The sequence below is a fragment of the Rhodococcus sp. NPDC057529 genome, assembly GCF_042802055.1.
GTDB lineage: Bacteria > Actinomycetota > Actinomycetes > Mycobacteriales > Mycobacteriaceae > Rhodococcus_F.
Genome location: NZ_JBHVEY010000002.1, coordinates 621,362 through 643,045 on the forward strand (window position 1 = coordinate 621,362; position 21,684 = coordinate 643,045).

Here is a 21,684-nt window from a genome sequence, read left to right on the forward strand (position 1 = left end):
CGCAGGTCTTCGCTCCGCCGCCAGGACTCGAACCTGAACTATCTGAACCAAAATCAGAGGTGCTGCCATTACACTACGGCGGATTGCCACACACACGGGGTGTCACGCCCGTTTGCGCGAGAGAATCCTCGCATGCCGACCCGCCGCCCGTCGAACCGCTGCGGAAATTTGTTGGGAACGCCCCGATAGAGTGGGTGCTACCTGCAGTGTTTCTGCGCTGCCCGCGGCACTTCGTCGTCGCGAGTGTCAGGAAAGGATGGTGCCTCGGTGCCCCGACCCACGGACGTGGACGCGACCCCCGAGCGGGCGGTCCGCACCCGGATGACCGGTACCCAACGCCGGGAGCAGTTGATCGAGATCGGTCGAGCGCTGTTCGCCGAGCGTGGCTACGAGGCGACGTCGATCGAGGAGATTGCACAGCGGGCGCACGTCTCCAAGCCGGTCGTCTACGAACACTTCGGCGGCAAGGAAGGCCTGTACGCCGTCGTCGTGGATCGGGAGATGTCGCGACTGCTGGAGATGGTGACGTCGTCGCTGAAACAGAATCGCTCCCGGATCCGGGTCGAGCGGGTGGCGCTGGCGCTGCTCACCTATGTGGAGGAGCACACCGACGGATTCCGGATCCTCGTCCGCGACTCGCCGGTGGCGGCGCCGGACGGAACCTATTCGAGCCTGCTCAACGAGGCTATCGGGCAGGTAGGGCACATCCTCGCCGGCGACTTCTCGCGGCGTGGGTTCAACCCGGATCTGGCTCTGCTCTACGCACAGGCGCTGGTCGGAATGGTGTCCACGACCGCGACGTGGTGGCTGGACGCGCGGACGCCGCCGAAGGAGGTCGTCGCCGCGCATCTCGTCAACCTGTGCTGGAACGGGCTGACGAATCTGGAGGCCGATCCCCAACTGGGTACCGATCGGCCCGGCGCCCAGCCGGCCTGAACGTGTTCTCGTTTTCCGACTCGCGGTTCAACTTCCGGAGGGCTGCGCCTGTCGAGTGCTAGGGTTCGCTGGAGTTTGCGCCCCGTCGGGGGGGCGTTCGGGAGGCAGTCGATGGCGAGACAGGTTCGAGCAGAGGTAACTCGGGCGTCGGTCCTGATGGCGGCGGCCGACGTATTCTTGCGACTGGGCTACGCGAATGCGGGTCTCAACGAGATCATCGAGCAGTCGGGTGTGACCAAAGGCGCGCTGTACTTCCATTTCAGCTCCAAGGAAGACCTGGCCCGCGGTGTCATCGACGAGGGACAGATCCGCCTCACAGCAGGTATGACGTCCGTGAGTGACGGGCCCACGCCGGCGCTGGAGGCGCTCGTCGCCCTGTCCTACGTGGCGATCGAGGCCGCGAGTGCAGATCCGATCGTCGCGGCGATGTTGCGGCTGCAGCACGAGATCGGCGACTACCAGGGCACGCACGGCAACGTCGTGGCGTCGTGGCAGCAGGGTTTCGAGCGGCTGGTGAAGAGAGCCGTCGAAGAGGGCGACATTCTCGCGGAGGATGACGTCTCCACCGACACGCTGTCCATCTTCCTGCTCGGGTCGCTGCTCGGGGCTCACGTCGTCGCGAGCGCGACGGGCTCCTTCGACGATCTTCCGCGCCGCATGGAACGGGTCTGGTACTTCATCCTTCCCGGGCTCGTCGAGCCGTCGAAGCTCGTCTATTTCCGCCAGTTCGCGTCCCGGCGTCTGCTGCGCTAGCAAACCCCTTCCGCGGGAAGCGGTTTCCGCGACGACCGCTCGATCGCCGCCGCGTCGTCGGTTGCGTCACAGGGTGAAGTCGGGCATTCGGATTAAACACACCTCGAATCTGAGAAAAGCGCTGAAAAAATACTTTAAGTATGTATTTTGGCGGACAAAACGGTTGCGGACTCTTGTTGAAAGGAATGAGTCGGAGCCGCCGTGGTTTGCCCAGTTGGGCGCCAGGCTTTGCCGGACCAATGACGCCGTTTCCGGTTACCGGACGATGTATTGTGAAATCTCGTCCCCCGAATTATCGGGCGGTCGAAAGATAACTGACATTGCCAGCCCAATGAGCCGATGACATCGGAGGGTGCCCGATGCCGTTCGTCATTGTCGAACGCGAAGAGACGCTGGTCGCCGGACTGGCCGTCCGTAGCCCCAAGCGGGCGCTCGGAGAAGCACGCGACAAGGCTCTCGAGAAGACGTGGTCGACCCTCCTCGCGCAGAACGTGGATCGGCCGCTGGCTTCCGCCTACGTGGACCACGCGCCCGAGATCAATTCGTACTACACGCAAATCGTGGGCTACGAGTGCTCCTCCATCGATCAGGTCGGCCGCGGACACTTGGTGTCGCGGATTCCTGCGGGAACGTACGCCAAATTCTCCTCGGTCGGAACGTTTCCTGATCTCTTCGACGCCCTCTGGGGGCAGATTCGTGAGGCGGAGGAATCGCGGCAGATCGAACGGTCCTACACCGGCGACTTCGAGTTCTACCCGCACGCGTTCGGGATCGATTTGTATGTGGCGATAGTGCCACCCGCGACGATGCAGGGGCCGCAATGAGTTTCGAGATCGTCAAGCGTGAGTCCGCCGACTTTGGAGGGCTCGTTCTGCCGCGCACGGAGCTCAGTTCGTCGGCGCATTCGACCGATCTGATGAAGTTCACCCGCGAGCGCATCCAGCAACGCGGCACTGCCGAGCTGGTCACCGTATATGTCGCGGTCCCGGATCTGGGGTGGACCGCCGTGATCGGATATCGGTGTACCGACCTCGGTCAGCTCGAGGTCGGTGACGTACTGGTGCGTGTCCCGGCCGGCTACTTCGCCAAGTTCACGCCCGACGGACGGTCGTCCGACCCGATCGAGGACGTGTGGATTCAGGCCGAGCTGGCGGAGAAGGAAGGGCGCATCGAGCGCGCCTACGCGGAGGAGATCGAGGTCTTCCGCGCTCCGAGCAGCGTCGAGCTGTTCATTTCGCTCGCATAAATACGGGTCGACAATTACAGACCTGAAGTTTGTTTTCGAGCGCGTTTGTGGCATCTCAGGTGACAAATCCGGTGTAAACGCGGAAAATAAGTAGCCGCGGGGCTGTGACCGGGTTCGTGTGTCCAGTTCTTGGGGTCTTTACGTAACCCGTGAGTCCCCGGAATTGCCGCACCGACTCCGATGGGAAAGCCAATGCCAGTTGAACAGCTGTCGCGTCCGCAGGTCGACACACGGTCGACAGATACTCTAATTGACCGAACTCTGAGCGTGTGGGATCCACGGTCGGAGTGTCGCTTCGTCGTGGCCCGGCCCTCCGAGGAGCCCGAGCTGTGGGAAGCATATCTCGAGGGAGCGGTAGCGGGCTATCGCAAGTACGGCGCCGAGAAGGCTCTCGAGTACCGCCGGATCCAGGACGGCGACAGTACCGCGATCTTCTTCGTCGCGATCGAGTCCAACGGCTCCGTCGCAGCGGGTGTCCGCGCGCAGGGACCGTACATCGACGCTGGTCAAGCGCATGCGATCACGGAATGGGCAAACGATCCCGGAGCTCCCGCCGTCCGCCGGATGATCGAGGACCGGCTGCCGTTCGGTGTCGTGGAGGCGAAGGGCGCATGGGTGTCGGACACCGCCGCCCGGCGCGGCGAACTCGTCGGTGCACTGGGCCGTTTTGCCACCTTCTCGATGGATCTTCTCGACGTCCAGTTCATGCTCGCGACCGCCGCATCCCACGTCTTGGACACGTGGCGAACCACCGGTGGGGTAGTGGCCGACCATATTGCTCCCGTGCCCTATCCGGATGACCGCTACGAGACGCGGCTGATGTGGTGGGATCGGAGTAGGCGCAGGGGCCGCGCCGAATTCATGCAGCTGGCCCAACTGTTACTCACGACGTCCGAACCGACGCCGTCGGCAGCCATCGCGACGGGGACGGGAGGCGACGTCGTCCGGCCGATGCGGAGCGTCTCGTGAACGAAACCCACGGTGAGTACACCGCACTACTGCTCGACGAGGGCCACTCCGAGGACGCGGCGGTACTCGACCGCCTCCGCCGCGACCCCGCGGTAGTCTTCGTCGATCGACTCGACCATCAGCGGGACGCGTTGCGTTCCCTCGTTCCCACGCCGGACGCGGGTGTGCTGGACGAGGCTCCGGTGTGGGCGTACTACTCGTGGCGGCGGACCGTGGTGCGTCTGCTCGGTCCCACGTCGTTCCGGCTGTTGCGGCTGGACCGGAATCGGAACAAGATCACCGCGCAGGAGCAGGACCGCCTCCGGGGCGTCACCGTCGGGATCGTCGGTCTCAGCGTCGGTCACGCGGTCGCGTTGGCTCTGACGCTGGAAGGCGCGTGCGGCGGCCTGCGGCTCGCCGACTTCGACACCCTCGACCTGTCCAACCTGAACCGGGTTCCCGGCACTGTTCTGGACCTCGGCGTGAACAAGGCCGTGGTCGCCGCCCGCCGTGTCGCGGAGATCGATCCCTACGTCACTGTGACGTTGTGGAAGGACGGTGTCGATGCCGAATCGATCGCCGAATTCCTGGACGGCACGGACGTGGTGATCGACGAATGCGACTCCCTCGACGTCAAGGTGTCCCTGCGGAGAGAGGCCCGGCGCAGGGGATTGCCGGTGCTGATGGCGACCAGTGACCGGGGTCTGCTGGACGTCGAGCGCTTCGACGTCGAACCGGATCGGCCGCCGTTCCACGGAGTGATCGGTGACGTCGACGTGGAATCGCTGGCAGGACTCGGTTCGCGGGACAAGATTCCGCTCGTTCTGCAGATTCTCGATGCCGGACAGTTGTCGGCGACGATGGCGGCGTCGTTGGTGGAAGTGGACGACACCATCTCCACGTGGCCCCAGCTCGGAGGCGACGTGCTGCTCGGTGGGGCGCAGGTCGCGGCGGCGGTGCGGCGCATCGGGCTCGGGCAGCCGCTCACGTCGGGCCGGTGCCGGATGGATCTCGACGAGTATCTCGATGTTCTCGCCGATCCACCGCTGCCGCAGGACGTGCCGGAGGAACCGGCGAACCGGGCTGCGATCGCGGACCCGACGAAGGACGCCGTCGGCGCCGTCGTGAATGCCGCGGCCCGCGCGCCTTCCGGTGGAAACGTCCAGCCGTGGACGATCGCGGCGGATGACGCGGGACTGACCATCTCCCTCGCGCCGGAGCACACGACGGCCATGGACGTCGGGTACCGCGGCAGTTGTATCGCGGTCGGCGCCGCGCTGCACAACGCCCGAATCGCCGCGTCCGCCGCCGGCCTCCTCGGCGCTGTGACGGTCCGAGAAGCCGATCCGGGGCTCCCCGTCGCCACGCTGACGTTCGGGAGCGGAAACGACCGGGAACTCAGCGACCGCTACGAACACATGCTCGACCGGACCACCAACCGCAGGCTGGGCGTCCCCCGGCCGTTGGACGACTCGCAGGCCGGCCTCCTCGCGGAGGCCGCGGCCCGCGAAGGCGCCCGCCTCTGCCTGGTCACCGACCGGGACGACATCGCGACGATCGGCGCCATTCTGGCCGAGTCGGACCGCATCCGTTTCCTCACCCCCACCCTGCACCGCGAGATGATCGGCGAGTTGCGGTGGCCACCCCGGGATTCGGTCGACACCGGCATCGACGTGCGCGCGCTGGAACTCGATTCGGCGGAACTGTCGACGCTCGCGCTGTTGCGGAGACCCGAGGTCATGGAACGACTCGGCGCACAGGATGCGGGACGGGCGCTGGGCAAGTCCACGGCGGACCGCATCGCCTCGAGTTCGGCTGTCGCGGTCGTCGCGATTCCGGGCAGCACCTCTCGGGACTATGTACGTGGCGGTGAGGCGACCGAAAGCGTGTGGATTCACGCGCAGGCGCTCGGCCTCGCCGTCCAGCCGATTTCGCCGGTGTTTCTCTACGGTGTGGAAAGTGCGGAACTCGAACAACTCTCACCCCGGTATGCGGCACCATTGGAGAGGTTGCGGGAAGAATTGTTCGACGTCGTCGGAGCGAAGGCAGGTGAGGCGCTCGCCATGGTGTTACGGCTCAGCCATGCGCCGGGCCCGTCGGTTCGGAGCGAGCGCCGCGCCGACCGGGTGCGAAGGCGGATATCGTAACGACAGGAGGGCCCGTGAACACCGAGAAGCAAACCGAAAAGCTCGAGACCCTGGTGACAACCGTGGCGTCCCGGCTCACGCCTGTCGACGCGGTCTCGTTCAAGGCCGTGGCCACCCGCGTGCTGCAGGATCTCGTGGAACACTTCGAGGTCGACACCAGCTTTCTCCGGTTCACCGATCACGAGATCGCGGCGACGGTCCTGGTCGCGGAATATCCTCTTCGGCCGTTCATCCCCGATCCGGACCCACTCGGCGTCGTCTACTTTAAGGATGCCGATCCGACCTTCGCCCAGATCGAGCACCAGAAGGAAGTCGCCATCTTCCGTCCGGAGGTGTCCGGTCCGGATTACAACGAACGGGTCCGCGAGGCGTCGGGGGTGCCGCAGGTGTCGCTCGCCGCCGTTCCGCTGCTGTCCGGCGAGACGACGACGGGCACGCTCGGATTCATCAAGTTCGGCGACCGCGACTGGACGCCGCCGGAGCTCGACGTCCTGAAGGCGATTGCCGCCCTGCTCGCCCAGGTCCAGGCCCGCATCGTCGTCGAGGAGCAATTGCGCTACTCGGCCGATCACGATTCCCTCACCGGACTCAGCAACCGGCGCGCCCTGTACCACCATCTGGACACCCGCCTGGCGTCGACCGAACCCGGGCCGGTCGCCATTCTGTTCTTGGACCTGGACCGCCTGAAACCCCTCAACGACTTCTTCGGGCACGGGGCGGGCGACGGGTTCATCTCGACGATCGCGGACCGGCTCAGATCGACCAGCGAGGCCGACGACCTCGTCTCGAGGCTGGGCGGCGACGAATTCGTGCTCGTGCTCGGAGGGTCGGTGGGTCTCGAGGAGGCGGAGCGGCGGGCGCAGCACATCCGCGACGTCGTGACCGAACGGGTGCGTCTCGGCCGCGAGGTGGTCAGCCGCAGTGTCAGCATCGGGGTCGCGGCGGGGCGCCCTGGCAAGGCCACCACGAGTTCGCTCCTCAGCCAGGCCGACCAGGCCGTCATGGTTGCGAAGACCAAGGGCGGTAACGCGATCAGCGTCTTCACCGACGAGATGCAGGAGGAGAGCGAGAAGCGCAACATGATCGAGCTCAGTCTGCGCGCGGCGATCGCGGACGAGTCGCTGTTTCTCGAATACCAGCCCGAGGTCGACCTGCGGACCGGCCGGATCATCGGGGTGGAGGCCCTGGTGCGGTGGAATCATCCGCTGCTCGGGCTGCTGCAGCCGGGCTCGTTCATCGACGTCGCCGAGGCGACGAACGTTGCGGGCGAACTCGGGCGCTGGGTCATCCGGAAGGCCTGCCGGCAGTGGGCCGACTGGCGGTCGCAGGCGCCCGAGTTGGATCTGGATCTCCGCGTCAACGTCTCACCGGGGCAGTTGGCCGGTCTGGACTTTCTCGACGTCGTCGCGAACGCGTTGACGGAGTTCGACCTTCGTAAAGGCGCACTGTGCCTGGAGATCACGGAGAACGCGGTGCTCAGTGATCTCACCTGGACGCGTGAAGCGCTCGAGGGACTGCATGCGATGGACGTGGAGGTCGCGATCGACGACTTCGGCACCGGGTACAGTTCCCTCAGCCACCTCAAGGCACTGCCGGTGGGGACATTGAAGATCGACAAAGGGTTCGTGATGAACCTGGACACCAACCCGGAGGACCGGGCGATCGTGAAGTCGATCATCGGACTCGCCGAGTCGTTCGGCCTCGAGCTGGTGGCGGAGGGCGTCGAGAACGTGGAGTCGGCCCGGCAACTGCTGGACATGGGATGTCATCGGGCGCAGGGATTTCTGTTCAGCCGCCCGGTCTCGGCGGAAAAGGTCGGCAAGTTGCTGGCGGCCGGCGCAATCGAGGTCGGGCTGTAGCCTTTTCCTGCACGGCGCGGCGGCGTGTTGTCAGGGATCGCTCGCGCCCGATTTGCTGCGTCATCGCTTCGAGAAGACAGCGTTACAGACTCGGGGTATGTTTATGCCCACACTGAAGGACCTCTTGTCTTTAATTGGCAAAGTACGGTAACTTCTCGAAGGGTTTGCTGGAGAGTCGCTGAGGGTGGCTTTCTCGCGCGGAACGTGGACTGTCGAAGACTGGAGCAGGGGGATCGATGTCTGGTGGTGCGGTCTTGCAGATCCCCGAATCCCGTATCGGGTGCGACGTGATGACGGTCGGGCACGTGCGAAGCAGTGTCGAGCGGTTCGGTGACCGCTACCTGAACAGGATCTTCACACCCCACGAATTGGAAAGCTGCGCAGGACCCGCGCGGGTCCAACGGCTGGCCGCCCGATTCGCGGCCAAGGAAGCCGTGGTCAAGGTGCTGCGGCCCGGAGACGTTGCCCTGCCGTGGCAGTCCATCGAGATCCGGCGCGAGAGCTGGGGTGGATGCGGAGTGCGACTGTCCGGCAACGCCTCGGCACTCGCCGAGCGTCAGGGGCTCGGCGGGTTCGACGTCTCGATCTCGCACGAGGCCGAGGTCGCGATCGCGATGGTCACCGCGTCCCGGCTGAGTACACCCCCCGATCACCAAGGAGAACGCCACCCATGAGCGAGCAGACGATCCGCAAGGTTCTCGGCGACCACGCCCGGCTGTCCGTCGATGCCGGGAGCATCGCCGTCGGCGCCGATCTGTACGAACTCGGTCTGACGTCCCACGCGAGTGTCAACGTCATGCTGGCGCTGGAGGATTCGTTCGACATCGAGTTCCCCGACGAATTGCTGCGCAAGAGCACGTTCGCGAGCGTCGACTCCATCCGGGGTGCGCTCGTCGAACTCGGCGTGGCATGAGCACCGCCCTCGCGGGCGACACGGGGATCGGGTCCGCCCCGGTGTCCGGACCGTCGGCGCGGGCCGCGAGTGTGGCCGAGGTGGCCGCGCGGTGGGCCGTCGACGTCGATCGTGACGCGCGCTTTCCGCAGGAGGCCGTAAACGCGCTCCGGGACCAGCGTCTGCTGTCGTGCGCCGTCCCTGTGGAACTGGGTGGTGAAGGCGCGACGCTGAGGGAGCTGTGCACGATCGCCCGGACCCTGGGCCGCCAGTGCGCCGCTACCGCGATGATCTTCGCGATGCACCAGACCCAGATCCTCTCGCTCGTACGGCATCCGGGTGGCGACGGCGTCTCCACCTTCCTGCGTGACGCGGTCGCAGGTCAGTACCTGCTCGCGTCGGCGACGACGGAACTGGGCATCGGCGGCGACGTCCGCCGCAGCACGTGCGCGGTGGAGCGGTCCGGTGGCGTGGTGTCGCTGGTCAAGAACGCCCCGGTCATCTCGTACGGCGAGTACGCCGACGCGATCCTCGCGACCGCGCGGCGCACCCCCGACAGCCCGCCCAGCGACCAGGTGCTCGTCATCTGCCGGCGTGCCGACGTGACACTCGAGCGCACCGGCGAGTGGAACACGCTGGGGCTGCGCGGAACCTGCAGTCCCGGTTTCGTGCTGCGCGCCACCACCACACCGGATCTCGTCGTCGCCGACCCCTACTCGGAGATCTCGGCGGAGACCATGCTCCCCGTGTCGCACTCCGTGTGGTCGGCGGTGTGGCTCGGCATCGCCGACGCCGCGGTGGAGAAGGCGCGCCGGTATGTGCGGGCGGCCGCGCGCAAACAGCCGGGCGCAGCCTCGCCCGCAGCGCTGCGCCTCGCCGAGGCAGCCGCCGTGCACCAGCAGTTCGCGGACCTCGTGTTCGCCGCAGCCCGCCGATTCGACGACGCCGACGCGGCTCCGGCCGGTTCGCCGGAGGCCGAAGTCGCCGGAGGAGTGGGCTATTCGCTCGCGATGAACAACCTCAAGGTCACGGCGTCGACCCTGGTCGTCGACCTCGTCGGCAGGGCCCTGCTGATCTGTGGGATCGCCGGGTACCGGGAAGACACGGAGTACTCGCTCGGCCGGCACCTGCGTGATGCGCACGGTGCGGCCGTCATGGTCAACAACGATCGAATCATGGCCAACTCGGCGCAGTTGGCCACGGCATACCGGGGGACGATATGAGCACGGACATCGCAGTGGAGCAGGAAGAGACGAGCGAACTCGAGCGTGCCCGGCGCGCGTTCCGGGCGGAATTGCTGGGGGCGGGACTCCTGGTGGACACATCCGTCGCGGGCCTCTACGGACGGTCGGGGTTGTTCGAGGACATCGTCGACGGCATCGACGCAGTCGTGCGGGCGGCGGGTCCGGGCGACTCCGCGGCCCGATTCCGGTTTCCGCCGGTGTTCCCGCGCACCAGTTTCGAGCGGACGGACTACATCGCGTCGTTCCCGAATCTGACCGGCGCGATCACTACCTTCACCGGCACCAACGCCGAGCACGCCCAACTGCTCTCGGCGCGCGCCGACGGCGAGAGCTGGGACAGGTGGCTCGAGCCGACCGACACCATGCTGGTGTCGGCGGCCTGCCACCCCGCGTACCCGATGTTCACGGGAGTGCTGCCGGACGGCGGTGCGCTGCTCGACGTGTACGGCTACTGCTTCCGGCACGAGCCCGCGTTCGATCCCGCCCGCATGCAGGCGTTCCGGATGCACGAGTTCGTGCGGATCGGCACCGCGGAGCAGGCTGCGAACCACCGTGACTCGTGGATCGAGCGCGGACTGGAGGTGCTGTCCGACCTGTGGCTGGACGCCACCCCGGTGGTCGCCAACGACCCGTTCTTCGGCAGGGCCGGACGAATGCTCGCGGCGAACCAGCGCGACGAGAACCTCAAGACCGAGCTGACGGTGCGCCTGTACGGCGATCTCGACGACGGGACCGCGGTCGTGTCGTGCAACTGTCATCAGGACCATTTCGGTGTCACGTTCGACATCGCCACCGCGGACGGTGGGGTCGCGCACAGTGCGTGCGTCGGTTTCGGGATGGAACGCATCGCGCTGGCGATGCTGCGGACCCACGGCCTGGACCCGTCGCGCTGGCCGAGCGCGGTGAAATCCCGGATGTCGCTGTGACGTCCCGGCTCATCGACATCTCGCCGGACGGCTACGAACCGCACCCCATCCACTCGGACGAACGGACCTGGACGGAGACCAACTGCTACCTCGACCTGTGGGTGGAGGTACTGCACTCGCTCGGGCTCGATCCGGTGCCCGCCGCCGCGTGCGCGTTCGGCGCCCGGTTCGACGGATCGCAGTGGACGTTCCTGAAGTTCAAGCCCGAGGATCTGTTCGGCCTGTACGGGATCGACGTGGGGGAGATGAACGTTTGGCGCGGCGTCCTCGACCATGTGGAGGACAATCTCGCGGTCGGGATGTTGTCAACCGTCGAGGTGGACGCGCACTGGCTGCCGGACACGGCAGGCACCGGCTACCGCGAGAGCCACAGCAAGACCACGATCGTCGCGAACTTCGTCGACCGCGAGTCCGGTGTGCTCGAGTACTTCCACAACAGTGGATATCACCGGCTGACCGGGGACGACTTCCGCGGGCTGTTCGGACTCGACCTCGCCGGAGCGGCGACGTTCACGCCGTACGTCGAGCAGGTCCGGTTCGACGGTGCGCCGGAATACCGGCCGGGCCGCTTCGACGCGGTGCTGCGGCATCATCTCGCGATGCGGCCGGACGGAAATCCGGTGCGCGCTCTCGGTGAGCGGGTGGTCGCCGACGTGCCCTGGATCCGCGGCGCGGGCATCGACACGTTTCACCTGTGGACGTTCGGGGTGTTGCGACAGTGCGGCGCCACCGCGGAACTCGCCGCCGACGTCTGCGAGTACCTCGAGCGCAACGGGTTCGCGGGGGCCGCGGCGTTCGCTCCGGGCTTCCGGGAGGTGGCGCAGGGCGCGAAGAGTGTGCAGTTCCAGATGGCGCGCGCCGCTCGCGGACGCAGCGTCGACCCGTCTGCGCAACTCGACCGCATGGCCGACGCGTGGGAACGGTCGGTGGACGGTGTGGCGCGCGTGGTCGGACACGCGTAGTGGATCTTCTCGACGGCGCTCGGTGGCGTTGCGTGGCAACGGAACCGGGTTCGGTCACCGATCCGTCGGAGTTGGCGGGTGTGCCGGGGCCGTGGTATCCCGCGCAGGTTCCGGGTACTGCGGCCGGCGCGATCCGGGCGGCCGACGGCGTCACGGCGGCGCGCGCGGTGCAGACCGATGCGGTGGACTGGTGGTTCGTCACCGACGTGTCCGGCGGCGGCCCCGGTCCCTGGCGGCTCGAGTTCGACGGCCTGGCCTCGCACGCGGAGGTGTGGGCCGGCGACGACCTCGTCCTGTCCTCGGAGTCGATGTTCGTGCCGGTCTCGGTCGACATGGTCTCTCGCCCCGGCACGATCACGCTGGCGATCCGATTCCCGTCGCTCGACGCGGCGTTGCGCCGTCGGCGACCCCGCGGACGCTGGCGGTCGTCGCTGGTGAGTGCGCAGGGGCTGCGCTGGATGCGGACGAGCCTGCTCGGTCGCGCTCCGGTCTTCGGCGGCGTGCCCGCCCCGGTCGGCCCGTGGCGGCCGGTGCGACTGCACGACGGCGCCGCGCCGGTGCTGTCGGACCGTCACGTGGTCACCACCGTGGAAGCTGGGACGGGCGTGCTGGATCTCGCCGTGCGCGTGCACGGCTCGGTGGGCCCGCCTCCCGTCGTCCGGCTCGGGGACGTCTCCGCGGAGGCGACCGTCGTCGAAATCGGCCCCGGCGTGCGGGACGTGCGCGCGCACCTGTCCGTCCCCGACGTCCGGTTGTGGTGGCCCCACACCCACGGCGTCCCGGTGACGTATCCGCTGAGCATCGCCGTCGGCGAGGACGTTCTCGACCTGGGTGCCGTCGGATTCCGCACCGTGAGCGTGGTGCGCGGTGACGGCGGGTTCCGTCTGTCGGTCAACGGCGTCGACGTGTACTGCCGCGGGGCCGTCTGGACCCCGGTCGATCCGATCGGGCTGGGCGGCCGGACGCAGACGCGGGAAACCCTCGAGCGGGTGGTCGAGGCCGGGCTCAACATGGTCCGGGTGCCGGGCACGATGCTGTACGAGGACTCCGCATTCTGGGACGACTGTGCCGAACTCGGCGTCCTGGTGTGGCAGGACGCCATGCTGTCGACGTTCGACCCACCCGACGACCAGACGTTCCTGGAACTGCTGACCGCGGAGGTCGAGGCGGTGCTGCGACCGCTGTCGGGCAACCCCGCGCTCGCCGTGTTCAGCGGCGGCAGCGAAACCGAACAGCAACCCATCATGCTCGGACTCCCGGCGCCGCACATCCCGGCGGTGCACGACGTGATCCCGGCGGTGGTCGCGCGGATCACGCCGGGGGTGGTGTCGGTGTCGTCGTCGCCGTCCCCGCCGCCAGGAGGCGACGCGCTCGCGACTCACGTGGGGACCGGTGTGGCGCACTACTTCGGCGTCGGCGGTTACCGGCTGCCGCCGTCCGACGTTCGCCAGGCCGGGGTGCGGTTCGCCGCCGAATGCCTCGCATTTTCGATCCCCCCGTCGGACGCGACGATCGAGACCGAGTTCGGCAGCCTCGCCTCCGCGGGTCACCACCCGCGGTGGAAGGCCGCCGTGCCCCGCGACAACGGGGCGTCCTGGGACTTCGAGGACGTCCGCGACCACTACGTGCGGACACTGTTCGGTGAGGAACCGTCGACGGTCCGCTGGTCCGATCCCGAGCGGTACCTCGCGCTCGGTCGCGCCGCCGTCTGCGAGGCTGTCGCGACCACCCTCGGCTACTGGCGTCGCCCGGATTCGGGATGCGACGGGGCGCTGGTGCTCGCGCTCCGCGACCTCGAACCCGGCGCCGGGTGGGGGCTGCTCGACTCCGACGGCAGACCGAAGGCGCCGTGGTTCGTGATGCGGCGGCTCTCCCGGCCCGTCGCGGTCCTGCTCGGCGAGGACGGGATGGACGGACTGCGCATCGACGCGGTCAACGACTCCGCCCGCACGCTCGTGGGGGAGTTGCGGGTCCGGGTGCACACCCGCACGGGTGCGCAGGCGTTCGACGTCACCGAACCGGTGACCGTCGCCGCGCACGCGGCCCGCCGGTGGTCGCTCGACACGCTGCTCGGTCGCTTCACCGATGCCACACACGTCCACCGTTTCGGGGTCCGCGGCCACGAGAGCGTGACCGTCACGCTGTCGGGCGAGGACGGTGTCGTCGCCGAGGCCGTTCACCTCTTCGGCGGCCCGGCGCGCGCCGTCGAACGCACCGTCGGCCTGACGGCGGTGGCCCGGGAGACGGCGCCCGGCGACTGGGTGGTCGACGTCGCCACCGACGGCGCGGCGCAGTACGTCCACCTCGAACTCGGCGGATTCGAACCGGCCGACTCGTGGTTCCATCTGCCGCCCGGCGGCACCCGGATCGTGCCGGTGCGCAGGACCGGGACGGCGGAGGCGGTGACCGGGCAGGTGCGGGCGCTGAACTCGGTGCGCGTCGCCTCGGTCGCGCGGGCCTCCACCTGATCCGGACCCCGGTTCGTCGATGGGCGATATCGACTAGGCTGGCTCAGTCCGCAACTGGCCGCTCGTCCCGGCCCGAGCTGTTCGCCGGCAGTTCGTCATCACTGCTCAGGAGTGCGTCGTTGTCTTCCCCGCTCATCGCTGCCGAGCCCTCGTCCGACACCCCGCTCGCCGGACTGGCGAAGATCGCGCTGGGCGACGCCGTCGTCGCGCAGGTGACGGAGGCCCTCGGGCGGCATCACCTCGACATCGTCGCGCCCGCCCCCGCCCGGCCGTTCGTGGCCGCGGCCCTCGCCGAGCGCACCCATCTGCTGCTGGTCACGGCGACCGGTCGCGAGGCCGACGACCTCACGGCCGAACTGCAGGAGATGATCGGCGACGCCGTGGCGCAGTTCCCGTCGTGGGAGACGCTGCCGCACGAACGGCTGTCGCCGAGCGCCGACACGGTCGGTCGACGCGTGGAGGTGCTCCGCAGGCTGGCGCGGCCCGACGACCGCGCGTACGGGGCGCCGCTCCAGGTCGTCGTCACCACCGTCCGTTCGCTGGTGCAGCCCATGGCGCCCGGTCTCGGTGAGATCGAACCCGTCACGCTGCGAGTGGGGGTGGAGCACGACTTCGACGGGCTGATCCAGCGGCTCGTCGAAATGGCGTACACCCGCGTCGACATGGTCGGCAAGCGCGGCGAGTTCGCCGTCCGCGGCGGCATCCTGGACCTGTTCTCGCCCACCGCGGATCATCCGGTGCGCGTCGAGTTCTGGGGCGACGAGGTCACCGAGTTGCGGGCGTTCTCCGTCGCCGACCAGAGGTCGCTGGCCGAACTCGACGTCGACGCGGTGATCGCCCCGCCGTGCCGCGAACTGCTTCTCACCGAGGACGTCCGCGACCGGGCCGCGCAGCTCGCGGTCGACAACCAGGCCGACGCCGCGCTCGTCGAGATGCTCGACAAGATGTCGGCAGGCATCCCGGTGGAGGGCATGGAGGCCCTGCTGCCCGTGCTGCGGCCGGGGCAGCTGCAACTGCTCACCGACGTGCTGCCCGAGAGCGCGCACGTGCTGCTGTGCGATCCGGAGAAGATCCGGACACGCGCCACCGACCTGGTGCGCACCGGTCAGGAGTTCCTCGAGGCATCGTGGACGGCGGCCTCGATCGGCGGTGCCGCCCCGCTCGACACGTCCGTGCTGAAAGGCGACGGCATCGACCTCGGCGCCTCCGCCTACCGCTCGCTCAGTCAGGTCCGCGAATCCGCGGAGACCGCAGGTCTGCCGTGGTGGACGCTGAGCCCGCTCGCGTCCGGCAGCGGCGAGGAACTGGAGCTGGCGGTCACCCCGGCACCGCAGGTCCGCGGTTCCGACGAGCTGCTGTCCGAACTGTTCGTGAGCCTGCGCGCCCACGTCAGCACGGGCGGCCGGGCCGTCATCGTGGTCGCAGGCGCCGGCACCGCGCATCGTGTGCTCGAGCGCCTCCGCGAGGCCGAGGTGCCCGCGGCGGAACTCGCACCCGGTTCGGAGCCCGCCCGCGGTCAGGTCGGGGTGCTGCGGGGTTCGCTGCACGACGGCCTGGTCTTCCCCGGCGGCGACACCACCCCCGGGCTCGTCGTCGTCACGGAGTCCGATCTCACCGGCAACCGGGTGGCCGCGGTCGGCGACGGCAAGCGGCTGCCCGCCAAGCGCCGCAACCAGGTGGACCCGCTCGCCCTGACGGCCGGCGACATGGTGGTGCACGATCAGCACGGCATCGGGCGATTCGTCGAGATGGTCGAACGGACCATCGGCGGCGCGCGGCGCGAATACCTCGTGATCGAATACGCCGCCAGCAAGCGCGGCCACCCGGGCGACCGGCTGTTCGTCCCGATGGAGTCCCTCGACCAGCTGTCGCGATACGTCGGCGGCGAACTGCCCGCACTCAGCAAGCTCGGCGGCTCCGACTGGGCCAACACCAAACGCAAGGCGCGCAAGGCAGTTCGGGAGATCGCCGGCGAGCTCGTCCAGCTGTACGCGGCGCGACAGGCCGCGCCCGGTCACGCCTTCGGCCCGGACACCCCGTGGCAGAAGGAGATGGAGGACGCGTTCGCGTTCACCGAGACCCACGACCAGCTGACGGTCATCAGCGAGGTCAAGGCCGACATGGAGAAGGCCGTCCCGATGGACCGCGTCGTCATCGGCGACGTCGGCTACGGCAAGACGGAGATCGCGGTGCGGGCGGCGTTCAAGGCCGTGCAGGACGGCAAGCAGGTGGCGGTCCTGGTGCCGACGACCCTGCTCGCCCAGCAGCACCTGCAGACGTTCACCGAGCGGATGGCGGCGTTCCCGGTCACGGTGCGCGGGCTGTCCCGCTTCACGGATACCGGGGAGTCCAAGGAGATCGTCGCCGGCATGGCCGACGGCGAGATCGACGTCGTCGTCGGCACGCACCGGCTGCTGCAGACCGGGATCCGGTGGAAGGACCTGGGCCTCGTCATCGTCGACGAGGAACAGCGCTTCGGTGTGGAGCACAAAGAACACATCAAGGCGCTGCGCACCCACGTGGACGTACTCACCATGTCGGCGACGCCGATCCCGCGAACGCTCGAGATGAGCATGGCGGGCATCCGCGAGATGTCCACGATCCTCACCCCGCCGGAGGAACGGCACCCCATCCTCACGTATGTCGGCGCGTACGCCGACAAGCAGGTGGCCGCGGCCATCCGACGGGAACTGCTGCGCGACGGTCAGGTGTTCTACGTCCACAACCGGGTCAGCTCGATCGACAAGGCCGCCCAGCGGATCCGCGAACTCGTCCCCGAGGCGCGGGTCGTCGTCGCGCACGGCCAGATGAACGAGGACACGCTCGAGCGGACCGTGCAGGGCTTCTGGGAGCGGGACTACGACGTGCTGGTGTGCACCACCATCATCGAGACCGGCCTCGACATCTCCAACGCCAACACGCTCATCGTCGAACGCGCCGATTCGCTGGGCCTGTCGCAGCTGCACCAGTTGCGCGGTCGCGTCGGGCGTAGCCGTGAACGCGGCTACGCGTACTTCCTGTACCCGCCGGAGAAGCCGCTCACCGAGACGGCCTACGACCGCCTGGCGACCATTTCGCAGAACTCCGACCTCGGCGCCGGCATGGCGGTCGCGATGAAGGACCTCGAGATCCGTGGCGCCGGAAACGTGCTGGGCGCCGAGCAGTCCGGTCACGTGGCGGGGGTCGGGTTCGACCTGTACGTGCGGCTGGTGGGGGAGGCGGTCGAGGCCTTCCGGGCGGCGGCCGACGGCAAGCCGATCACCACCGAGGACGCCCCGAAGGAAGTCCGGATCGACCTTCCCGTCGACGCGCACATCCCCCCGGACTACGTCACCAGCGACCGTCTCCGGCTCGAGGGGTACCGCAAGCTCGCGGCCGCCACCGAACTCGACGGCATCACCGCCGTCGTGGACGAACTCGTCGACCGGTACGGACCGCTCCCCGAGGAGGTCCGCCGGCTGGTGTCGGTGGCCAAACTGCGCCTGCTGGCCCGCGAATACGGACTCGAGGAGATCGCCGTGGTCGGGACGCAGCTGAAGATCGCGCCGATGGCCCTGCCCGACTCGAAGCAGCTGCGTCTCAAGCGGATCTACCCCAGCGCGCAGTACCGCGCCACCACCGGGATGGTGCAGTTGCCGCTGCCCCGGGCAGGTTCGGGTGGGATCGGCGCCGAGCGGGTGCGCGACGTGGAGTTGCTGCAGTACATCGCGGACTTCGTGCTCGCGCTGGACGGCAAGGCCGCCGGGTCCGTGGTGATGGAGGCCTGACCCGATGACGGTGGTCCTGCTCGACCCGTTGCGGCCCACGACGATCCCGATGGCAGCCGTCGGGGTGGTCGGCGGCGGAGTGGAGTTCACCGACGAGGTGCCAGGGTCCGTGCGGACGCTGCTGACCGAAGCACCCGGCGCCGCCGTCCTGATCAGCACCGATCCCGACCATCCCACCGTGCGCCGGTGGGTCGCGTCGGGGTCCCGGATCGTCGCGGCACCGAAGGTCCCGGGCGACAACCTCGTCGAGGCCGCCGAAGTGATGGACCAGTTGTGGAGCTACGGCGGGTGGGAAGTGACGCAGACACACCGGACGCTGTCGCACTACCTCGTCGAGGAGACGTACGAGGTCCTCGACGCGATCGAATCCGCCGAGCCCGCAGACCTGCGTGAAGAGCTCGGAGATCTGCTGCTGCAGGTGCTGTTCCATTCGCGCATCGCCTCGGCGTCGGGCAATTTCGACGTCGACGACGTGGCCGCGACACTGGTCGCCAAGCTCGTGCACCGCAGCCCCCACCTCGGTGAGGACGTCGTCGGCCCGATCGACATCGCCGAGCAGGAACGTGCGTGGGAGATCCGGAAGGCGGCGGAAAAGGCCCGCAGCTCCTGCCTCGACGGCGTCGCGATGAGTCAGCCCGCGGCGTCCCTCGCGGCGAAGGTCGTCGCCCGCGCGAGCAAGGCAGGTTTGCCGCCCGAGCTGGTGCCCGCGGAGATCACCGCGGACAGCGCGGCGGTGGTCGCCGCCGAATCGAGGCTGCAGGCGGCGACGCACGATCTGATCGCCCGTGTCCGCGCGGCCGAGGATGCTGCGCGCGCGGCGGGGAAGACCGAACTCGCCCCCGCGGACTGGCTCGGGTACTGGACGTCCTGATACCGGGACGACGGGCGCTATCGCTCGGGTTTGCCAAAATGTAACTGAGGGATGAATCACTCCCGTGTCCGTAGTGCAAGAAAAACAAACCTGAGGTAGTTTAAAGCGCGCATAGAAGACCAGTCGGTTGCAAACACGCGTTCTGAAGTACTGAGAAGTACTTCGGTTCGGGTGTTTATGGTCTTCGCGCACTGCACGTGGTGGGTATCCGAGCTCCCGGTCGGGCGAGGGCCGATACCCACAGGGGACCACACATAGCGATGCTTCCGGGCCGAGTCGATTGCCCGACGATGAGAGACGGACACATGAGCCTGTACACGCCTGACCGCCTGGAACCTTCCGACGAGACAGACGCGCACGACATCGACGAGACCGGCGCCGCCGACCGCGCGCCCGGCCGCCCGACGGTCACCGTCGTCGTGCCTGCGATGAACGAAGCCAAGAACCTTCCCCATGTCGCCGCGCGCATGCCGGAAGGCATCGACGAAATCGTCTTCGTGGACGGCCATTCCGTCGACGACACCGTCGCTGTGGCGCGGAGCCTGTGGCCGGACGCGAAGTTCGTGACGCAGAGCCGCAAGGGCAAGGGAAACGCCCTGGCCTGTGGCTTCCGTGTCGCGACCAGCGACATCGTCGTGATGATCGACGCCGACGGCTCCACCGACCCCGCCGAGATCCCGTTGTTCGTCGGTGCGCTCGTGGCCGGCGCCGACTTCGCGAAGGGAACCCGTTTCGCCGACGGCGGCGGCAGCTCGGACATCACCTTCGGCCGGAAGCTCGGAAACAAGGCGTTGAACGCCATCGTCAACCTCAAGTTCGGGGCCGCGTTCAGCGACTTGTGCTACGGCTACAACGCATTCTGGCGCCACCACGTCCCGGTGATGGCACTGCCCGCGGTGGAGGCGACCGAGGCGCAGTGGGGCGACGGGTTCGAGATCGAGACCCTCATCAACGTACGGGTCGCGAACGCGGGCCTGAAGATCACCGAGGTGCCGAGTTTCGAGCAGGATCGCATCCACGGCGAGAGCAACCTGAACGCGGTGCGGGACGGACTTCGTGTGTTGCGCACGATCCGGAGCGAACAGCGCACGACCGCAACGCACCTGTCCCCGGCGCCCGTCCCGCAGGGCTGAGCGACCATGACGGTGTCCACGCTCGTGTCCTGCTCCGTCGTCATCTGCGCCTACACCACCGAACGGTGGAGCGATCTGTGCGCCGCGGTCGACTCGGTGCTCACCCAGAGTGTGCCGGTCCTCGAGGTGCTGCTGGTGATCGACCACTCGGAGGAGTTGTTCTCCCGTGCCGAACGGCACTTCGCAGCGGAACCTCGTGTGACCGTGCTCCGCAACTCCGAGTCGAGGGGCCTGTCCGGGGCCCGCAACACGGGCGTGCGCGCGGCGCGCGGCGACATGATCGCGTTCCTCGACGACGACGCCCGCGCCGAATCCGACTGGTACCGCGTGTCCGCCGCCCACTATTCCGACCCCGACGTACTCGGTGTCGGCGGATTCGCGAGTCCGGCGTGGCCGGCCGACCGCCCCGTGTGGATGCCCGCCGAGTTCGACTGGGTGGTCGGTTGCAGCTACGTCGGCCAGCCGACGCGCATCGAACCGGTGCGGAACTTCATCGGCTGCAACATGTCTCTGCGGCGCACGGTCTTCGACACCGTCGACGGGTTCAGTGACGGAATCGGCAGGGTCGGGAAGACGCCGGTCGGGTGCGAGGAGACCGAACTCTGCATCCGGATCCGAACCCACCAGCCCACCGCACGGTTGCTGTTCGACCCCGCGATGAAGGTGGTGCACCGCGTCAGCGACGACCGCACCACGTTCCGCTACTTCCTCTCGCGCTGCTTCCACGAGGGCGTGTCGAAAGCGCTGGTTTCCGATCTCGTGGGGGCCGGCGACGCGCTCAGCAGCGAACGGGCGTACACGGCACGTGTCCTCCCGCGAGCCGTCGTCACGGGGATCGCGTCCCCGCGGCACGGCGGACTGGTCCGAGCGGGTGCCGTGATCGCGGGGTTCACGGTGACCGCAGCCGGATACGTCCGAGGCCTCGTCGGTCTGCGATCGAAGCGGGTGACGGCATGACCGGAACGCTCGATCGCAGGATCGACCTGGTGCCGGCTCTCGGGAGCGATCACGCGCCGACATGGGACGGCGCCGTCTGGGTCGGCGAGCTCCGTGGACCTGTCCGGGAGGACACCGAATACCGGCTGGCCCGGGCCGAGGGGTATCGGCGCGCCCGGCTGCTGGTGCGAGCAGATCGCACCCTGCTGGGATTCGTCGAGGTGGACGTCGAGGACGGCAGGCTCGAGACCGCCGCCCTGCGGCACGCACTGGACGGGCTCGTGCCGGCGACAGTCGCCGACAGCGTCGTCGACGCCGACGCATCCGGTCCTACGGTCACCGTCGTGGTGTGTACCCGCGACCGGGTCGACAGCCTGAGGATCGCCCTCGACTCGATCCTGTCGCTCGACCATCCCGGCTACGAGGTGATCGTGGTCGACAACGCATCCCGCACGGATGCGACGCAACGCTACGTCGCCGAACTCGGTGACCCCCGGGTGCGCGTCGTGACCGAGCCCCGGCCCGGACTGTCCCGGGCGCGCAATGCGGGCGTCCGCGCGGCGACCACCGAGATCGTCGCGTTCACCGACGACGAC

At 68.2% G+C, this 21,684-nt stretch carries 18 protein-coding genes and 1 tRNA gene; 18 read left to right on the forward strand and 1 reads right to left on the reverse strand.

What is annotated here, in order from left to right:
* Nucleotides 1-12: 12 nt before the first annotated feature.
* A tRNA-Gln gene (locus tag ACFU5V_RS05960) sits at nucleotides 13-83 on the reverse strand.
* 238 nt (nucleotides 84-321) lie between these two features.
* On the opposite strand from ACFU5V_RS05960, the gene ACFU5V_RS05965 reads away from it, so the two are divergent.
* The 18 genes from ACFU5V_RS05965 to ACFU5V_RS06050 form a co-directional block, all read left to right on the forward strand.
* Nucleotides 322-936: a TetR/AcrR family transcriptional regulator gene (locus ACFU5V_RS05965; protein ID WP_378434820.1), complete on the forward strand. Its 615-nt coding sequence runs from the start codon at nucleotides 322-324 to the stop codon at nucleotides 934-936.
* Between the two features lie 111 nt (nucleotides 937-1,047).
* Nucleotides 1,048-1,689 (forward strand): ScbR family autoregulator-binding transcription factor, encoded by a 642-nt coding sequence (locus tag ACFU5V_RS05970; RefSeq protein ID WP_378434789.1) that lies wholly within the window; start codon nucleotides 1,048-1,050, stop codon nucleotides 1,687-1,689.
* 359 nt (nucleotides 1,690-2,048) lie between these two features.
* The gene (locus ACFU5V_RS05975; RefSeq protein ID WP_378434791.1) at nucleotides 2,049-2,513 is read left to right on the forward strand and encodes a GyrI-like domain-containing protein; all 465 of its coding nucleotides are present in this window, start codon (nucleotides 2,049-2,051) and stop codon (nucleotides 2,511-2,513) included.
* The gene (locus tag ACFU5V_RS05980; RefSeq protein WP_378434793.1) at nucleotides 2,510-2,935 is read left to right on the forward strand and encodes a hypothetical protein; all 426 of its coding nucleotides are present in this window, start codon (nucleotides 2,510-2,512) and stop codon (nucleotides 2,933-2,935) included. Before ACFU5V_RS05975 ends, ACFU5V_RS05980 begins: the two co-directional genes overlap by 4 nt.
* A gap of 300 nt (nucleotides 2,936-3,235) precedes the next feature.
* Nucleotides 3,236-3,904 (forward strand): hypothetical protein, encoded by a 669-nt coding sequence (locus ACFU5V_RS05985; protein ID WP_378434795.1) that lies wholly within the window; start codon nucleotides 3,236-3,238, stop codon nucleotides 3,902-3,904.
* Nucleotides 3,901-6,030 (forward strand): Rv1355c family protein, encoded by a 2,130-nt coding sequence (locus ACFU5V_RS05990; protein ID WP_378697543.1) that lies wholly within the window; start codon nucleotides 3,901-3,903, stop codon nucleotides 6,028-6,030. The genes ACFU5V_RS05985 and ACFU5V_RS05990 overlap by 4 nt, the downstream gene beginning before the upstream one ends.
* Nucleotides 6,031-6,044: 14 nt before the next feature.
* Nucleotides 6,045-7,889 (forward strand): putative bifunctional diguanylate cyclase/phosphodiesterase, encoded by a 1,845-nt coding sequence (locus tag ACFU5V_RS05995; RefSeq protein WP_378434800.1) that lies wholly within the window; start codon nucleotides 6,045-6,047, stop codon nucleotides 7,887-7,889.
* Nucleotides 7,890-8,125: 236 nt separating this feature from the next.
* The gene (gene acpS, locus ACFU5V_RS06000) at nucleotides 8,126-8,563 is read left to right on the forward strand and encodes a holo-ACP synthase (protein WP_378697545.1); all 438 of its coding nucleotides are present in this window, start codon (nucleotides 8,126-8,128) and stop codon (nucleotides 8,561-8,563) included.
* Nucleotides 8,560-8,802, forward strand: coding sequence for an acyl carrier protein (locus ACFU5V_RS06005; RefSeq protein ID WP_378434804.1), 243 nt, complete (start codon nucleotides 8,560-8,562; stop codon nucleotides 8,800-8,802). Before acpS ends, ACFU5V_RS06005 begins: the two co-directional genes overlap by 4 nt.
* A complete protein-coding gene (locus tag ACFU5V_RS06010) occupies nucleotides 8,799-10,004 on the forward strand; it encodes an acyl-CoA dehydrogenase family protein (protein ID WP_378697547.1) in 1,206 nt (401 codons plus the stop codon). The genes ACFU5V_RS06005 and ACFU5V_RS06010 overlap by 4 nt, the downstream gene beginning before the upstream one ends.
* A complete protein-coding gene (locus ACFU5V_RS06015) occupies nucleotides 10,001-10,951 on the forward strand; it encodes an amino acid--[acyl-carrier-protein] ligase (RefSeq protein ID WP_378434808.1) in 951 nt (316 codons plus the stop codon). Before ACFU5V_RS06010 ends, ACFU5V_RS06015 begins: the two co-directional genes overlap by 4 nt.
* A complete protein-coding gene (locus ACFU5V_RS06020) occupies nucleotides 10,948-11,913 on the forward strand; it encodes a DUF1839 family protein (RefSeq protein WP_378697549.1) in 966 nt (321 codons plus the stop codon). The genes ACFU5V_RS06015 and ACFU5V_RS06020 overlap by 4 nt, the downstream gene beginning before the upstream one ends.
* A gap of 32 nt (nucleotides 11,914-11,945) precedes the next feature.
* Nucleotides 11,946-14,381: a glycosyl hydrolase gene (locus ACFU5V_RS06025; RefSeq protein ID WP_378697551.1), complete on the forward strand. Its 2,436-nt coding sequence runs from the start codon at nucleotides 11,946-11,948 to the stop codon at nucleotides 14,379-14,381.
* A gap of 119 nt (nucleotides 14,382-14,500) precedes the next feature.
* Nucleotides 14,501-18,148, forward strand: coding sequence for a transcription-repair coupling factor (mfd, locus tag ACFU5V_RS06030; protein ID WP_378697553.1), 3,648 nt, complete (start codon nucleotides 14,501-14,503; stop codon nucleotides 18,146-18,148).
* Between the two features lie 4 nt (nucleotides 18,149-18,152).
* A complete protein-coding gene (locus ACFU5V_RS06035) occupies nucleotides 18,153-19,019 on the forward strand; it encodes a MazG family protein (RefSeq protein WP_378434816.1) in 867 nt (288 codons plus the stop codon).
* Nucleotides 19,020-19,324: 305 nt separating this feature from the next.
* On the forward strand, nucleotides 19,325-20,152 hold the full coding sequence (locus ACFU5V_RS06040; protein ID WP_378697555.1) for a glycosyltransferase family 2 protein: 828 nt from the start codon (nucleotides 19,325-19,327) through the stop codon (nucleotides 20,150-20,152).
* Between the two features lie 6 nt (nucleotides 20,153-20,158).
* On the forward strand, nucleotides 20,159-21,109 hold the full coding sequence (locus ACFU5V_RS06045; RefSeq protein WP_378442511.1) for a glycosyltransferase family 2 protein: 951 nt from the start codon (nucleotides 20,159-20,161) through the stop codon (nucleotides 21,107-21,109).
* A partial coding sequence (locus tag ACFU5V_RS06050) for a glycosyltransferase family 2 protein (protein ID WP_378697557.1) occupies nucleotides 21,106-21,684 on the forward strand: 579 nt, incomplete at its 3' end. The genes ACFU5V_RS06045 and ACFU5V_RS06050, both read left to right, overlap by 4 nt.

Coding starts and splice junctions, on each gene's coding strand:
- ACFU5V_RS05965 (WP_378434820.1), top strand. CDS start 322: ATGACCGGTACCCAACGCCGGGAGCAGTTGATCGAGATCGGTCGAGCG.
- ACFU5V_RS05970 (WP_378434789.1), top strand. CDS start 1,048: ATGGCGAGACAGGTTCGAGCAGAGGTAACTCGGGCGTCGGTCCTGATG.
- acpS (WP_378697545.1), top strand. CDS start 8,126: ATGTCTGGTGGTGCGGTCTTGCAGATCCCCGAATCCCGTATCGGGTGC.
- ACFU5V_RS06035 (WP_378434816.1), top strand. CDS start 18,153: ATGACGGTGGTCCTGCTCGACCCGTTGCGGCCCACGACGATCCCGATG.
- ACFU5V_RS06010 (WP_378697547.1), top strand. CDS start 8,799: ATGAGCACCGCCCTCGCGGGCGACACGGGGATCGGGTCCGCCCCGGTG.
- ACFU5V_RS05980 (WP_378434793.1), top strand. CDS start 2,510: ATGAGTTTCGAGATCGTCAAGCGTGAGTCCGCCGACTTTGGAGGGCTC.
- ACFU5V_RS06015 (WP_378434808.1), top strand. CDS start 10,001: ATGAGCACGGACATCGCAGTGGAGCAGGAAGAGACGAGCGAACTCGAG.
- ACFU5V_RS06045 (WP_378442511.1), top strand. CDS start 20,159: ATGACGGTGTCCACGCTCGTGTCCTGCTCCGTCGTCATCTGCGCCTAC.
- ACFU5V_RS05975 (WP_378434791.1), top strand. CDS start 2,049: ATGCCGTTCGTCATTGTCGAACGCGAAGAGACGCTGGTCGCCGGACTG.
- ACFU5V_RS06005 (WP_378434804.1), top strand. CDS start 8,560: ATGAGCGAGCAGACGATCCGCAAGGTTCTCGGCGACCACGCCCGGCTG.
- ACFU5V_RS06040 (WP_378697555.1), top strand. CDS start 19,325: ATGAGCCTGTACACGCCTGACCGCCTGGAACCTTCCGACGAGACAGAC.